The following is a 15,272-nucleotide window of genomic DNA, read 5'->3' as shown; positions in this document are numbered from 1 at the left end:
GTTTACTCTTTTGGCAGAATGCGATAAAAGGTTTCACCTTCTTTTATCAAACCAAGTTCGTTACGTGCTCGCTCTTCCATCGATTCAACACCAAGCTGTAAGTCATTTATATCAGCTCTTAGCAATTGATTGCGTTGGCGTAGGTTGGCGTTTTGTTCAGTCAATGTGGTGATTTGGTTCTTCTTATGCTTAAAATCAGAGACACTATTTTTGCCAAACCAAAGCCTATATTGCAATGCTCCGAGCAATACAATTAGCAAAACTGCGATCCATTTATTTTTCATAGATGCCTCGGATTAGTACGTAAATGGCGAACCAAATAAAGAAAAGCGCCTTAGGTCCTGTAGCGTTAATGATGAATTTTTTGCAAACCCTACAGTCGGCCCGCATGCAATAATAACACATAATTCGGGTATTTTAAGTAAGTTGCACCACACTTGCCACTATCTATGAAATAAATTTCGACTTTGGTAGCATCTTGAGTAATTTACGATTATTGTACGCAAAATTAACCGGCAAAGTCCGTTCTACAACTGGTCATTTTAGCCAATACTGAGAGGTGCTACATGCTTATAAAATCAAATCTTGCAACCGATTCTGCTATACGTCAAAAAATTCGTGATTTTTACCGTATAAATGAAGCGCAAGCAGTTGAACATATCTTACCTGAAGCCGAGGTAAGTATGACGGCAAGAAGTCGAGCATGGGAGCGCGCTAGAACACTAGTCTTACGTATTCGCAAAGAACAAGAAGGGCATGGCGGTGTAGATGCCTTGTTGAACGAGTACTCTTTGTCGTCAGAAGAAGGCGTCGTGTTGATGTGCCTTGCCGAAGCGCTTTTGCGTGTGCCAGACAAAGGTACTCAAGATGAATTAATTCGAGATAAGCTAGCAAAAGGTCAATGGTCATCACATCTAGGCAACAGTGATTCTTTATTTGTAAATGCATCTGCGTGGGGGCTTATGTTTACCGGCAACATGGTAAATTATGCAAACGAACGCAACAAAGAACAATTTGGTCTTCTTAAGAAAACCTTAGGGCGTATGGGTGAACCTGTTATACGCCGTGCCATGAACATTGCTATGAAAGTAATGGGTAAGCAATTTGTTATGGGTGAAACCATACAAGATGCCGTCAAGCGAGCTCAAGAAAAAGAGAAGATTGGTTACGTTTATTCTTACGATATGTTGGGTGAAGGTGCGCGCACACTTGCTGATGCTGACCGCTATTTCAAATCTTACTCAGATGCAATTGAAGTTATCGGTAAAGCAGGGGCAGGCAAAGGCCCTAGATTGAGCCCCGGTATTTCAGTAAAGCTATCGGCCATTCACCCTCGTTACGATTATTTAAAATATGAAACCGCGGTGCCAGAACTTTGCGACCGATTAAAGCGCCTGTGCTTACAAGCCAAAAAGCACAATATCGGGCTTACGGTAGATGCAGAAGAATCTGAACGCTTAGAAATCTCACTCGATATCATAGAGCAAGTATTTAGCGACCCTGAGCTAGGTGATTGGCAGGGCTTTGGGATAGCTGTACAGGCTTATCAGAAGCGCGCTATTTTTGTGATTGAGTGGATTCGAGAAATTACTCAGCGCGTCAATAAAAAAATGATGGTGCGTTTAGTTAAAGGCGCATACTGGGATACCGAGATAAAGCATACGCAACAAGGTGGCCACGAAGACTTCCCTGTATTTACCCGCAAAGCGTCGACCGACGTTTCATACCATGCATGCGCAAACCGTTTGTTGGCCTACCGAGATACTATTTATCCGCAGTTTGCTACCCACAACGCCTATACAGCGTCGGTTATTATTGAGCTTGCTGGTAACGATAAAGAAGGTTTCGAATTTCAGTGCTTACATGGCATGGGCGACACCTTATACCTACAGATTGTGAAAGATGAGGGTATTCAGTGCCGCGTGTATGCGCCGGTAGGTTATCACGAAGATTTACTCGCCTACTTGGTGCGCCGTTTACTTGAAAACGGTGCGAATTCATCTTTTGTAAACGCCATTGTAGATGAAAGCAAAGAAGTTGAAGAATTACTAACCGATCCAGTCGAGCACACACAAAGATTAGCAAAGCGCGTGAATACGCAAATTACGATGCCACTGAATATGTTTGGTGAGAGCCGAGCAAATTCGAAAGGATTTGACGTTTATGATGTCAATAAGTTAAGTGATTTGTCGGCAAGTATAAAAAAATGGTTTGCCTTGCATAATGCTAAACTAGCAAACGTAGCTGCGGATGCCCAGCATGACCATATTGTGCGCAATCCAGCTAATTTGTCCGAGATTGTCGGATATCATCGTTTCGATACGCCAGAACAAATGCTTGAAAAGCTTGATATCGCCGATAAGGCCTTTCATTCATGGTCAAACGTGCCGGTGGCTAAGCGAGCTGAAATTCTGATGCGCGGCGCTGACATTCTAGAGCGCCATATGGATGAACTGATTGGTTTATGTATCAAAGAAGCCGGCAAAATTACCGAAGACAGTGTTGATGAAGTCAGGGAAGCAGTTGATTTTGCGCGTTACTATGCAGTAGAGGCGCAAAAGGTTGACCCTGACAATCGCCTTGCACCACGAGGCGTTATATTATGTATAAGTCCATGGAATTTCCCCTTAGCAATCTTTTTAGGGCAAGTACTTGCTGCACTAGCGACCGGAAATACGGTAGTTGCAAAGCCGGCTGAACAAACTAGCTTAATAGCGATTAGAGCGATAGAGTTAATGCATGCCGTAGGTTTGCCTGAAGACGCTTTACAATTGATCATCGCCAAAGGCCCAGATGTAGGTTCTACTTTACTACCTGATGAACGTATTCAAGGGGTCATCTTTACAGGGTCTACTCAAACCGGAACGTTGATTTCAAGAACCTTGGCAGAGCGTTCGAGTACGCAAGTTCCCCTTATTGCCGAGACAGGTGGCCAAAACTGCATGATCGTTGACTCTAGCGCCTTGCCTGAGCAAGTTGTTGATGACGTAATTATGTCGGGTTTTCGAAGTGCTGGACAGCGTTGTTCTGCGCTACGTGTGTTATTTATTCAAGAAGATATTGCTGATGGCATTATTAAAATGATCATAGGGGCAATGAAAGAGCTTAGCACCGGTGACCCTCAATGGTTGTCAACGGATCTGGGGCCAGTAATCGATGAAAAAGCGTTAAAGACCTTAACGGAGCATGAAGCTTTCATGCAAGATAAAGGAAAGCTACTTTATAAATGTGAATTAAACAAAGACCTAAATGGTACCTTCTTCGCGCCCCGTTTGTTTGAAATTAGTGATTTAAGTGTGTTGCAAAAAGAAGTGTTTGGTCCATGTGTGCACGTTGTTCGATTTAAAGGAAAAGAGCTCAATCGTGTTATGGAGCAGATTAATGGCACAGGTTACGGACTTACAATGGGTATTCACACACGTATTGAAGAACGCGCCTATGAGCTGGCCAAAATGTCCAGAGCCGGCAACGTTTACATTAACCGCAATATGATTGGTGCTATTGTAGGGGTTCAACCTTTTGGCGGACGTGGACTATCGGGTACTGGTCCAAAAGCAGGCGGGCCCAATTACTTACCACGTCTACTAATGGAAAAGGTCACTCCGGACTTGGCTGAGCTTAATGACGATTTCGCTGCCGATGAAGCGTTGGTTAGTGATGATAAGTCAAGCCAAGAAGTGGCCGAGATCGTTGGCAAGGCAAGTGAAGTTGTGCAGCAGTGGCGCTTAACTACTTTGACCTCGAGATTATCAGCGGTTCGTCAGTTGCTTGCTAAAATAGCCACCGTCGATATTGTTGAAGAATTAGCTGACGATTTAAACAGCACCTTGGCGAGTGCGCGTTCACAATTGATTTCGATCGAAAAGCGCTTGAAGAAACCTCAAGTATTGCCGGGTCCAACAGGTGAAAGTAATACTTTGCATTTAGAGCCTAGAGGCATTTTGGTTACTTTTGCCGATAAAGAAGTCGCTTTTGAGTATTGGACCTTATCTATTGTCACAGCCCTTGCGACAGGTAATTTAGTGGTGGCGGTTGTGTCAGACTTATTTTACGAAGAGGCGCTTAAGTTTGTAGAGAAGTTTGAAAGTAGTGGCGTTAGCAAAGGCATCTTCCAAGTTGCCCGCTTGAAACACCTAGAAGCGCTATTAGAGCACCCCGATATTGCAGGTATGGTGGTTGATAGTAGTACGTCAAGAACCGCTAGTTTTGTGCAAAAAATGGCGTCGAGAGAGGGGGCTATTTTGCCTGTTATTACCGCTGAACATAACGACAACATGATTGGCAGATTGCTCACTGAGAAAACAATTAGTATTGATACTACGGCATCTGGCGGAAATACATCCTTGATGACAATGACTGAAGATGATGAATAGCCTCTTATAAAAAGAGGCTTGAGCCTACATCAGACGATCGTTGGCACTTCTCTTGTTTCTGCGACCAAGGATACCTAAAACGTATCCTAAAAGAAGCGCACTGACGCCTAAGATGGCACCGCGAGTGAACCACTGCATATTGTTCGCTCGTTCGCGTCGTTCAAGTTGTTCGTTGAAGCGTGCAATATCTTCTAATTGCTGCGTGATTTGGCGGTTTAATTTTGCTTTTTGCGCATCAAAGGCGTTGACGTTTTTCGTCAGCGCGACTATTTCTTTTTGCATGCTTGCGACGACATCTTCTTTTTCACTGAGTTGACGCTCAAGATCTTTTACATCCGCTCGAATTGACTGAGTGCGACTAACAAATTTAATTTCAATCCAACCAGTACGTTGGCGATGGTCTATAATTTCTGCGTAACCTGCCTCGTGGTCGACTTGCAATAGCTGGATTTGTGTTCCAGCAGTCACCGAGCCAAGTAAACGGTAATCCTGTCCTGGCCCTGCACGCAAATAGGTAAAAAGGTCATCAGAAATCCATCTGAACTCACCGTTTTCATCAGAGGGCTCTTGAGTGCTAGTGTTTGTGGGTGTTTGTTCTTGCGCTACGGTGTTAGTGCTTAGGCCTATTAACACAATGAAAACGCAAGAAACGATGGCAAATGATTTGCTGAATAAGTGCATGGAAGCGTTGTTATTCCCGTAGGTAAGTTTTGTTAATGCTAAACGCATGTAATTTAAATAACAAGCGTTTGAATGTGTTATGATTTTCCTTATTTGTTATCGCCTATTACGCCCAAATCAATAGTAAAATTATGGAAATAGAATTAAAACTTGTATCTAACCAAGATGCTTTGTCACTTTTTGAAGCGAAAGTGCTTGGGCAGTTAGCTAAGAAAAATATCAATATAGAACATCACAAAGCACATTTGTACAACGAATACTTTGATACTCCTGACGAATTTTTTGGCAAGCGTAAAATGGGGTTGAGGGTGCGCGCGCGCAATCACGAGTATGAGCAAACGGTCAAAACTAAAGGGCAGGTTGAAGGGGGCTTGCATCAACGCCCAGAATATAACGTAAAGTTAGATTCACCCGAACCCGATCTCATCAAAATTTGATGCCCAAATATGGGGTGAGAGTTTTGATATAAAAAAGGTGAACGATGAATTAATCGGTTTGTTTTCAACACATTTTGAACGTAGTACCTTTGTATTAAGCACTGACGACTATACTTTAGAACTTGTGTTTGATTTAGGAGAGGTGAAACGGGAGCAAGACAGTATTCCCATTTGCGAAATAGAGTTAGAACTGGTGCATGGCGATGCCACCGCTTTATTTGATATTGCGCAAGAATTGGTTTTACATTTGCCTTGTAGGCTAAGCAATGTCACTAAAGCAGCGCGTGGTTATCAATTACTGCATGGGCGCGCTCCTGAAATCATACCGCTACCAAGCTTTTTGCCTTTATCAGACTCTGATACAACCGAAGCGGCCTTTTGTAAGACAATTCAAATTGCCCTAAATCATTGGCAGCACCATCAGCAAGTGTATGCGCTTAACAGTAATCGAAAAGCCCTGAATGAAATACGTGAGAGCGTGCTTTTGTTGCTACAAGGCGTTGCCTTATACCTGCCAGTCTTGCAATGCAAAGAGCTACTTAATTTACATAAGCAATTGTTAAAGCTAGTGCAAAGCTGGGCTTGGCAAGAACAATTGGAAAGTATCCATCAACTGCGCTCTAAAAAAGGTCCTTTTAGTCGGCGAATCCCCCGTAATCAGAACCTAATGAATTATTTGATGGGCCGCAGAGAGGGCTTGTTAAATGCGCACAAACCGAACGAACTTAATATGTCGAGTTTAAGCACCAGTGTGCAGTTGGCTGCGTCGAGGGTATTACTCGATAAACCTTGGCGCTCACAAAACTCCGGCGCTGATATTCAAGTGAAAAAACATGCAAATGGTTGGCTTTCACAATCGTGGCAGACGGTACAGCAATCTCTACCCAGAAACGCCAGTATGGATGACAAACAATATTTGGCGGTAGAAGTATTGTTGCGTCAATCATTGATTAATGGATTTTTACTTGCTGACTTGTTTGTTGATAGCCGAGGCCAATTTAGAGCGCCTTGGTTAGATTTAGCTACAGGCATAAAAGAACTTAAATGCCTTAAACTATTACACGATGCTATTGACGATTTGGATATTGAAGATAAATCAGACTTTTCAAACTGGATTGAAGATAAAACGCACAGTATTATTCATGTTATGGAGCAAACACGTGAATACGCAATGGACGCCGAACCATACTGGTAATTGAAGCGATTTTTAGTTTAATCGCTTTTTTAGATTAAGCGTATCGATTCTTTTCATTTTATTCTAGACAAAAACATCTATATCTTTAGCATCAACGTAAGGAAATACAGTTTGAGAAGAAAGTTTCAGACCTTATTTCTTAACCCATAAAAAATGTTGTTCAATTTAACTAAAAAGGAAACTATCAATGTCAATGATTAACCAAATGATCCCAGATTTTTCAGTAGAAGCTTTTCACAATGGTGAGTTTAAAACAATCACCAGCGAAGACGTAAAAGGTAAATGGTCAATATTTTTATTCTACCCTGCGGATTTCACATTTGTATGTCCTACAGAGTTAGAAGACATGGCGAAAATTCATGGTGAACTAAATGAGCTAGGTGTTGAAGTATACGGCGTATCTACAGATTCTCATTTCGTACATAAAGCATGGCATGACACTTCTGAAGCAATTGGTAAAGTAACTTACCCACTTCTTTCAGATAACGTGTTTGCATTATCTCGCGGTTTTGACGTACTAATTGAAGAAGAAGGCCGTGCGCTTCGTGGTACTTTCCTAGCTAACCCAGAAGGTATTGTAAAAGTTGCTGAAATTCATGACTTGGGCATAGGCCGTAGTGCTAAAGATATGCTTCGTAAAGTAAAGGCAGCGCAATATGTTGCTAACAACGATGGCGAAGTATGTCCAGCGGCTTGGGAACAAGGTCAAGCTACCTTAACGCCTAGCCTTGACTTAGTAGGTAAAATCTAAGCTTATCATCAGATGAGATTAGCGGTTCGCAGGCTTGCCTGCGAACCACATCCTAAGGATGACTAGGAAGTAAACGATTATTGTTGTTAGACCGCCAGTACACAAATGGCGCTAAATAATAAAGCTGTACGACAACAATCTTTTACTTTCCCTATATTACTTTTGAATCAGTATTCTATTTGGCGTTTTTAGCTGAAGGGCTAATAGTAATCAAAATTCATTATAGTGACGATGTTTAACCGATTTTAAAAAGCGTTATGTATTCAAAATAAGATAGCGCTTGAGTATCACAGGAGTAATGCAAATGTTAACACAAGATATTTTGACAGCCCTTAAAGGCTATATGGCAGACCTACAAAAGGACATCACTTTTGTTGTACAAACAGGCGAGCACGAAAAACGCAGCGAACTGATGGAGATGCTGTCTCAGTTGGCAAGCACGTCTGATAAAATTTCTGTACAAGAAGCAGATCGTAGTGAGCAACTACGAAGCCCAGTCAGCTTTTTGGTTCAAGCAAATGGCGCTGACACTGGCATTATGTTTTCAGGCGTCCCGGGTGGTCATGAATTTAACTCGCTTATTTTAGCCATTTTGCAAGCGGGCGGAAGTAAATTAAAGCTCGACGAAAGCATCCAGAACATGGTGAAAAAGGTTAAAGATAAACTGAAGTTTCAGGTCTATGTGAGCTTGAGCTGCCATGCTTGTCCTGATGTTGTGCAAGCGATGAACCAGTTTGCTTTATTGAATCCAAACATTGAAACCGAGATGATAGACGGTGGCGTGTATCCAGAATTGGTTGAACAAAATAATATTCAAGGCGTCCCTACAGTGTTTATGAATGGCGAAGTTTTCGCCAGTGGCAAAGTAGAAATAGCCGGTATCATAGAAAAGCTTAGTGCGGCCCAACCAGAGATTCTCTTGGCCGCAGATGAACCTGCCCAAGAGATGCCACTTCAAGATGTGACCGTTATTGGTGGCGGACCAGCAGGGATATCTGCAGCTATCTACTCTGCTAGGAAGGGTTTGAAAGTGACTATTGTAGCGGACCGTTTTGGTGGTCAAGTTAAAGACACCATGGGTATAGAGAACCTTATATCTGTGAAATACACGACAGGACCAGAGCTTACAGGGTCCTTGGTAAGTCATTTAGATGAGCATGAGGTGACTAAGAAAGAACATATTCGCGTAGAAAAAATTGAGAAAGGACCGATTAAAACCATCACTTTGAGTAATGGAGAAGTGTTCAAAACGCGCAGTATTATTATTGCTACAGGTGCCAACTGGCGTGAACTTGGTGTTCCAGGCGAGAAAGAGAATATTGGTAATGGTGTTGCTTACTGCCCGCATTGCGATGGTCCTTTTTACAAGGGCAAAGACGTCGCGGTAATTGGCGGTGGTAACTCGGGTGTTGAAGCCGCACTAGATTTGGCCGGAATTGTAAAATCAGTAACGGTATATGAATTTTTACCAGAATTGAAAGCTGACCAAGTTTTAGTTGACCAACTGTATAAACGAGACAATATTTCGGTAGTCAAAAACGCAGCGACCAAGCAAGTTATCGCAGAAAACGGCAAAGTAACTGCCATTGAATATATCGACCGTGCAACGGACGAAGTTCATCAGCAAACGCTGCAAGGAATCTTCGTACAGATTGGATTGGTACCAAATTCAAGCGTGGTAAAAGGTGTGGTAGATTTGACTAAATACGGTGAAGTCATCATCAATGAAAAAGGCGCGACCAGTGAAGAAGGCATTTTTGCTTGTGGTGATGTTACTACCGTACCGTACAAGCAGATTGTGGTTGCTATGGGCGAAGGGTCGAAAGCATCATTAGCGGCATTTGATTATTTATTGATGAATCCGGCGCCAGCACAAAGTGAAGAGAAGGAAGAACAAGCCGCTTAATACAAATGTAAAACGGCGTTAAAACCCGTGTTAACAAGCTCCTCTAATTAAATTAGACGGAGCTTGTTTTGTTTATAGGGCCTAATACCGCGTGTACTTAAGCACCGCGTATACTTAAGCACCGCCTTGTACTTGGTCTAAATAATCTTCATAGCCTTCATTGACCATTTCCTCTTTGGGAATAAAGCGCAAGGACGCTGAATTAATGCAATAGCGAAGTCCACCTTCTTCTTGAGGCCCGTCGGGGAAGACATGGCCTAAATGACTATCACCATGCGCTGAACGCACTTCTGTTCGAGTCATGCCTAGGGATGTATCGGAGATTTCCTTAACATTTAGCGGCTCGATTGCTTTGGTAAAACTAGGCCAGCCGCAACCTGATTCATATTTGGCAGACGAAGCAAATAATGGTTCTCCTGAAACGATATCGACGTATATTCCGGCTTGAAAATTATTCAAGTGCTCACCAGTGCCAGGGCGTTCGGTGCCATTTTCTTGTGTGACCCTATATTGTTCAGGTGTAAGTGCATCAATTACGTTTGAAGATTTTTTATATTTGGTCATATTGACTCCTTATTTTAGAGTGTTCCACCGCGATTCATATCTGACCCATGATTTAAGGTTTAAATTACCAGGGGATGTAAAGCATTACAGTTAACTTGGCCGAAAAGATCGTTTACACAGCCATATTTGAAGCCTTGCATCAAGGGTCTAGCTTACTTCGAGTGATTAATTTGTTTGCTCTTTAGATGCTTTGCTACCGACAGACCCAACAGGCAACTAAGCATGCCTATGATATTGGTATAAAGGGTGATTTTTACAAACCCCAAGGCGAAATTTTCGCTCATGCTTGCGCCTAAGGCGATAGGCATCCATAAATCCCAAGTAGATACGAAAAAATAGACCGCACTGGCAATCAAGCCCGCCCACAAGCTACAAAATTTAATAAAGTATTCACGTTTTCTAAATAGGATCCAGCAAAAAAAGACACTGGCGTAGTTAAAAGCGTTTCCGGCAAGCATGTATAAACGGTCCACAACGCTACTGGCTTTCATAAAGGCGAGCGCTTCCTCAATATTCGCCTCACCTGAATAGTAGTATGTGGCTGCCCTAACGAGGTCTGTATTTGAGGATAGAACCACTATAGTAATGATGTAATAAAAAAGTGTGTGCAATGATAAGCCTCTTTTTCTTTCTAACAATCATAAAACAAATTAGGGTCTAAAGCATTCCAAAGGCTAAAAAATTTGTTATTGTAATTGCCCGATGTTTAACATGTGTCATAGACTCGCTGAACTGTATATGAAGCTCGCTATATTGTACAAACGGCTTAGTCACAATGACTCTAAAATAAGAACAAGCAATGGCTAAAGGTACGCATCAATATCAAGACGATCCTCGTAATCAAACAATATTAATAAATATTAACGGTGAATTATTCCCCAGAAGTGAAGCCAAGATATCAGTTTTTGATAGTGGCTTCATACTAGGTGATGGCGTTTGGGAGGGGATACGTTTGCATAAAGGCCATTTAGCCTTTATCGACATGCACATGCGCCGTTTGTATGATGGTGCAAAAGCGCTTGATATGGATATTGGAATAAGGCCTCAAGAACTTGTTCAGCGGATTTACGCAACCTGTAAAGCAAATGAGATGACCGATGGCGTGCATATACGCTTAATGGTCACTCGAGGCGAAAAAGCGACGCCCTATCAAGACCCAAGGGTAACTATTTCACCGGCGACGATAGTTATTATTGCCGAGCACAAAAGAGCACTTGGTTTAGCACAAGGTGAAGGCGTCAGCTTATTTACATCTCATGTACGGCGTGGCTACCCTGACGTGCAGGATCCTAAATTAAATACGCATTCAAAACTCAATTGTATTTTTGCTTGTATCCAGGCAGCGAAGGCCCATGCCGATGAGGCGCTTATGCTTGACCCGCATGGGTTTGTGGCGACCTGTAATTCGACCCATTTTTTCATAGTTAGGGGCGACGAGGTTTGGACCTCAAGCGGCGATTTTTGTTTAGACGGGATCACCCGTAGAAATGTAATTGATGTATGCAAAAATAACAAAATACCGGTGTTTGAAAAAAACTTTTCGCTTGCTGATGTGTATGGCGCTGATGAAGCTTTCATCACAGGTACTTTTGCTGGACTTACACCCGTTTCACAGGTAGATGGACGAAAAATCGGCGAAGGCGAGCATACAATGACCAAATACTTAGAAAGCTTGTATGTGAAGCTAATTGAACAAGATCATCAAAAACACAGCGCCTAGCTTATAAAATATGAGCTACTTAAATCAAAGCAGGAGCTTTTAATGACAACACGAATTGCGATGTGGTCGGGTCCACGCAATATATCGACGGCAATGATGCGTAGCTGGGGGAATCGTGCTGACTGCTCGGTGATTGATGAACCTTTTTATGCTTATTACTTGCGCAATACACAAAGCCCTCACCCTATGTTTGATGAAATACTTGCCAGCCAAGCAAATGATTTTGCGACTGTTGCTAAGCATTTAACAACGGGAGATTGCAATACAGCCTTACAGTATCAAAAGCATATGACTCACCACATGTTAGCGGGCTGTGACTTGGCTTGGACGACATCACTTCAGCACTGTTTTTTGATTCGAGATCCCGCCTATGTCGTGAATTCTTATACTAATAGCCGCGGCATATGCACAGCCGACGATATAGGCATAAAACGCCAATACGAACTTTTTGCTCAAATTGGAACATTAACAGGTCAGCAAATGCCTGTGATTGATTCGGCTTCTGTGTTGGCAAATCCCGAACACCTTTTACGCTCATTGTGCGAGTCACTCCAAATTAGCTTTGATAAAGACATGCTGAAGTGGCCACAAGGTAGACGCAGTAGTGATGGTGTATGGGCAAAACATTGGTATCACAGTGTTAAGGCATCTACAGGGTTTGGATCACCTCGCCAAGCTAGTTTTAGCTTAACAAAAAGTCAGCTAGAGGTGGTTGAAGAAGTTATGCCTTTCTATGAAAAATTAAAAGTCCATTGCATCACGTAGGTTTAAGGCTTCTAGAAAATAATAAGTGTGGCTTGTGAACGCGAGGTGCAATTGCAGGATTTTATTCGGCAGATGCTTTTATTTTGTAAAAGTGCTAATTTATCGGCCTAAATAGAATGATAAAAACACAAGCAGAGACCTATGAAACTTCCTATCAGCGTATTCATTGTCACTAAAAACGAAGAAGAGCACATTCATAAAACGCTGAGCAGTGTAAAGAACATGGATGAGGTCATTATTGTTGACTCAGGTAGTAGCGATAAAACTTTAGAGATAGCCCAAGCGCACGGTGCGATTATACATTCTCGTCAATGGCCCGGTTATGCAAAGCAAAAGCAATATGCGATGAGCCTGTGCAAAAATGAGTGGGTGCTTAATCTTGACGGCGATGAAGCAATTACGCCAGAGCTTGTAGAGGCATTTAGAACGATTATTGAAAATGACAGTGCCGATAGCGTAAGGTTTTGGCGAAATGATATTTTCATTGGTAAAGCACTCTCTCCCTTAAGTAAGAAAGCCAATAATCATCGATTATATAAACGTTCAAAATCAGTTTTTGATGATTCAAGACTTGCGCACGAAAGCGCCACCGTAGATGGCAAGGAAATATTTGTCGACTTGGCTTTTGACCACTTTGGCTATAACTCGATTGAAGCGATCACGGCTAAAAATAACCAATACTCAGGTCTCAAATCCCAAGAAAAGTTCAATAAAGGTAAATCCTACTCAAGCTTAAAATTATTTTCGATATTTATGTTAACCTTCATTAAAGAATACCTTTTTCAGCGCAAAATATTTTCTGGAAAGCGTGGCTTTATTCTTTCGGTCATGGCAGCCTATTATTCCTTTCTGAAAGAGGCTAAGTTGTATGAATTATATGAGAATCGCTAACTATGTATGACCGGTATGCTAACGTTACCGTAAATCAACACCACTAAAAAGAGAACGCAGATGGATTTTGGTCAAACCAAAGAACAAAAAAGCCTAGGTTTAAAGGCTAAGGAGTTTGCGCTAAAAGAACTTGGTAAAGAGCTCAGTGAAAGAGACAAAAACGGCGCGCTACATAAAAGTGATTGGATTTGTGATTGGAAAAAGAGTGCTGACTACGGCATTTTGAAGCTCAATGTACCGACACAATATGGTGGGCGTGAACTGGATACCGTAAGCGCCATCGTAGTAATGGAAGCGCTTGGTTATGGCTGTTCTGATCATGGCTTAACGTTGGGGCTAAATGGCCAACTTTGGGCGGTGCAAGAGCCAATCATTAGCTTTGGAACTGAGCAGCAAAAAGCCAATTATTTGCCGAAATTAGCCAGTGGCGAAATGATTGGTTCACATGCCATGACAGAACCAGACAACGGCTCAGATGCCTTTAGTATGAGCACAAGAGCTGAAAAGTGCGCGAGCGGCTATATCTTGAATGGCCATAAGAGTTTTATAGGCCTAGGCCCAGCGTGTGATATGGCTCTTGTATTTGCGGTGACCAATCCTGACGCAGGTCAGTGGGGAATATCTGCTTTTTTGGTTGATGCAAATACACCTGGCTTTGCTCGGTCACAAGCAAAACAAAAGATGGGTTTAAGAACAACCCCTATGGGCGATTTGATTTTTGAGAATTGCCACTTAGATGAGTCATGTTTGTTGGGTTCAGAAGGTGCCGGCGTAAGCATTTTTCATAGCACGATGCTCTGGGAGCGCAGTTTTATACTTGCTAGCCATGTTGGTTCTATGCAACGTCAACTCGAGGAATGTATAAAATACGCAAAAGAAAGAAAAGCCTTTGGTAAGGCTATTGGAAACTTTCAATCAGTTTCAAACAGGATTGCAGATATGCGCCTGCGTTTAGACACTTCACAATTATTAATGTATCGCTGTGCCCAATTGATTGATATTGGCAAATGCACCGCACTTGAAGCTTCTATGGCAAACCTTCATATTTCTGAAGCTTTTGTTGAGTCTAGCCTCGATGCAATTCGAATTTTTGGTGGAAAAGGCTACTTGTCTGAAGAGGGTGTCGAAAGAGACTTAAGAGATGCAATCGGGGGAGTTATATACTCAGGCACATCAGATATTCAACGCCAAGTAATCGCCAGGCTGATGGGCGTCTAAAAAAATATTAATATGTGTATTTACGAATTGTCGGTGGGCAGAAAGTATGTATTCTACTTACATGCAAACAAAGCGCGGCCATATAAGGCTTCGGGTAATCTAACTTTTTGACATAGTACTCGCCAGTTTCGCTTAATGGTGGCCGGGTGGTTGTTTGCTGCCATGTGTTATTCCTGAGTGGCGAAATATCAAAAGTATCTAAACCTATAAACATTCCTTGTCCGTTTGCCTTAAGCACAGCTTCCTTCTTAGTCCAAATCTGAAAAAAAGTATTTGTTTTTGTTTGTAGGTCTTTTATTTGTGAAAAGTGGCTTTGTTCTTGTGTAGAAAAAACGCGACGCTATATCATTCATATCATTCATATCATTCATCACTTTTACTCCTTCAATATCGATACCAATAGGGCCTACATTTGTAATGGCTAAACAAGCCATGTTTTTCGTATGACTTAGATTAAAATACAAGTGCGGATGTAGGTTTTTATCGAGATAAGGCTTCCCTTTATCGCTTGTTAATAAGCCTATTTCTGAAGGTGAAGTATCTGTGTATTTAGATAAAACATCTCTCATGGCATCTCGGACATAAGCCCACCACAAACCATGCTTGGTAAACTTAAAACGCAATGCTCTTTGTGTTTCAGTATCTGATAAGTATCGCGCGAATGGGTAACTCTTATCACTACTACGGGGCTCTGCTATTTGCCAGACATGGATATCATTTTTTGTTAAAAACATCGATTTTTCTGCCATTAAGTATAAATAAACACCGCGT

Annotated in this window: 15 protein-coding genes; 9 read left to right on the top strand and 6 right to left on the bottom strand. The window is 42.0% G+C overall.

Going from position 1 to position 15,272, the window contains the following annotated elements; all coding sequences use genetic code 11:
* Positions 1-2: 2 nt before the first annotated feature.
* On the bottom strand, positions 3-284 hold the full coding sequence (ftsB, locus tag AC0L6H_RS21435) for a cell division protein FtsB (protein WP_473391455.1): 282 nt from the start codon (positions 282-284) through the stop codon (positions 3-5).
* A 282-nt stretch (positions 285-566) separates the two neighbouring features.
* Here ftsB and putA point away from each other — a divergent pair, with 282 nt between their 5' ends.
* On the top strand, positions 567-4,373 hold the full coding sequence (gene putA, locus AC0L6H_RS21430) for a bifunctional proline dehydrogenase/L-glutamate gamma-semialdehyde dehydrogenase PutA (protein ID WP_473391453.1): 3,807 nt from the start codon (positions 567-569) through the stop codon (positions 4,371-4,373).
* A 24-nt stretch (positions 4,374-4,397) separates the two neighbouring features.
* Here the strand turns inward: putA and AC0L6H_RS21425 are convergent, their stop codons facing one another.
* Positions 4,398-5,054, bottom strand: a complete 657-nt coding sequence (locus AC0L6H_RS21425; RefSeq protein WP_473391452.1) for a TIGR04211 family SH3 domain-containing protein — start codon at positions 5,052-5,054, stop codon at positions 4,398-4,400.
* 131 nt (positions 5,055-5,185) lie between these two features.
* Here AC0L6H_RS21425 and AC0L6H_RS21420 point away from each other — a divergent pair, with 131 nt between their 5' ends.
* The 4 genes from AC0L6H_RS21420 (at position 5,186) to ahpF (ending at position 9,343) form a co-directional block, all read left to right on the top strand.
* Positions 5,186-5,491: a CYTH domain-containing protein gene (locus AC0L6H_RS21420; RefSeq protein WP_473391451.1), complete on the top strand. Its 306-nt coding sequence runs from the start codon at positions 5,186-5,188 to the stop codon at positions 5,489-5,491.
* A 37-nt stretch (positions 5,492-5,528) separates the two neighbouring features.
* Positions 5,529-6,686 (top strand): CYTH domain-containing protein, encoded by a 1,158-nt coding sequence (locus AC0L6H_RS21415; protein WP_473391449.1) that lies wholly within the window; start codon positions 5,529-5,531, stop codon positions 6,684-6,686.
* A 187-nt stretch (positions 6,687-6,873) separates the two neighbouring features.
* Entirely contained in the window at positions 6,874-7,437 is a 564-nt protein-coding gene (gene ahpC, locus AC0L6H_RS21410) for an alkyl hydroperoxide reductase subunit C (protein ID WP_473391447.1), read from the top strand.
* 304 nt (positions 7,438-7,741) lie between these two features.
* Positions 7,742-9,343, top strand: a complete 1,602-nt coding sequence (ahpF, locus tag AC0L6H_RS21405) for an alkyl hydroperoxide reductase subunit F (protein WP_473391445.1) — start codon at positions 7,742-7,744, stop codon at positions 9,341-9,343.
* 114 nt (positions 9,344-9,457) lie between these two features.
* On the opposite strand, the gene msrB is transcribed toward ahpF, so the two are convergent.
* Positions 9,458-9,907 carry a peptide-methionine (R)-S-oxide reductase MsrB gene (msrB, locus tag AC0L6H_RS21400; protein ID WP_473391444.1) on the bottom strand — a complete coding sequence of 150 codons (450 nt, stop codon included), beginning with the start codon at positions 9,905-9,907 and terminating at the stop codon, positions 9,458-9,460.
* Between the two features lie 152 nt (positions 9,908-10,059).
* Positions 10,060-10,398, bottom strand: coding sequence for a hypothetical protein (locus AC0L6H_RS21395; RefSeq protein WP_473391442.1), 339 nt, complete (start codon positions 10,396-10,398; stop codon positions 10,060-10,062).
* Between the two features lie 308 nt (positions 10,399-10,706).
* Between AC0L6H_RS21395 and AC0L6H_RS21390 the strand changes: the two genes are divergently transcribed.
* The 4 genes from AC0L6H_RS21390 (at position 10,707) to AC0L6H_RS21375 (ending at position 14,501) form a co-directional block, all read left to right on the top strand.
* Positions 10,707-11,627: an aminotransferase class IV gene (locus tag AC0L6H_RS21390; RefSeq protein ID WP_473391441.1), complete on the top strand. Its 921-nt coding sequence runs from the start codon at positions 10,707-10,709 to the stop codon at positions 11,625-11,627.
* A 42-nt stretch (positions 11,628-11,669) separates the two neighbouring features.
* Positions 11,670-12,392 carry a sulfotransferase-like domain-containing protein gene (locus tag AC0L6H_RS21385; protein WP_473391439.1) on the top strand — a complete coding sequence of 241 codons (723 nt, stop codon included), beginning with the start codon at positions 11,670-11,672 and terminating at the stop codon, positions 12,390-12,392.
* A gap of 141 nt (positions 12,393-12,533) precedes the next feature.
* Positions 12,534-13,283 carry a glycosyltransferase family 2 protein gene (locus AC0L6H_RS21380; protein WP_473391438.1) on the top strand — a complete coding sequence of 250 codons (750 nt, stop codon included), beginning with the start codon at positions 12,534-12,536 and terminating at the stop codon, positions 13,281-13,283.
* A 60-nt stretch (positions 13,284-13,343) separates the two neighbouring features.
* A complete protein-coding gene (locus AC0L6H_RS21375) occupies positions 13,344-14,501 on the top strand; it encodes an acyl-CoA dehydrogenase family protein (protein WP_473391436.1) in 1,158 nt (385 codons plus the stop codon).
* A 7-nt stretch (positions 14,502-14,508) separates the two neighbouring features.
* On the opposite strand, the gene AC0L6H_RS21370 is transcribed toward AC0L6H_RS21375, so the two are convergent.
* Together AC0L6H_RS21370 and AC0L6H_RS21365 are read right to left on the bottom strand one after the other, a co-directional pair.
* Positions 14,509-14,799 carry a 4'-phosphopantetheinyl transferase family protein gene (locus tag AC0L6H_RS21370; RefSeq protein ID WP_473394615.1) on the bottom strand — a complete coding sequence of 97 codons (291 nt, stop codon included), beginning with the start codon at positions 14,797-14,799 and terminating at the stop codon, positions 14,509-14,511.
* The gene (locus AC0L6H_RS21365) at positions 14,750-15,250 is read right to left on the bottom strand and encodes a 4'-phosphopantetheinyl transferase family protein (RefSeq protein ID WP_473391435.1); all 501 of its coding nucleotides are present in this window, start codon (positions 15,248-15,250) and stop codon (positions 14,750-14,752) included. Before AC0L6H_RS21365 ends, AC0L6H_RS21370 begins: the two co-directional genes overlap by 50 nt.
* Positions 15,251-15,272: the final 22 nt, after the last annotated feature.

This window comes from Glaciecola sp. G7-5, assembly GCF_055808975.1.
The sequence above is the reverse complement of the archived record's forward strand: the minus strand, read 5'-3'. Positions and strand labels throughout refer to the sequence as shown.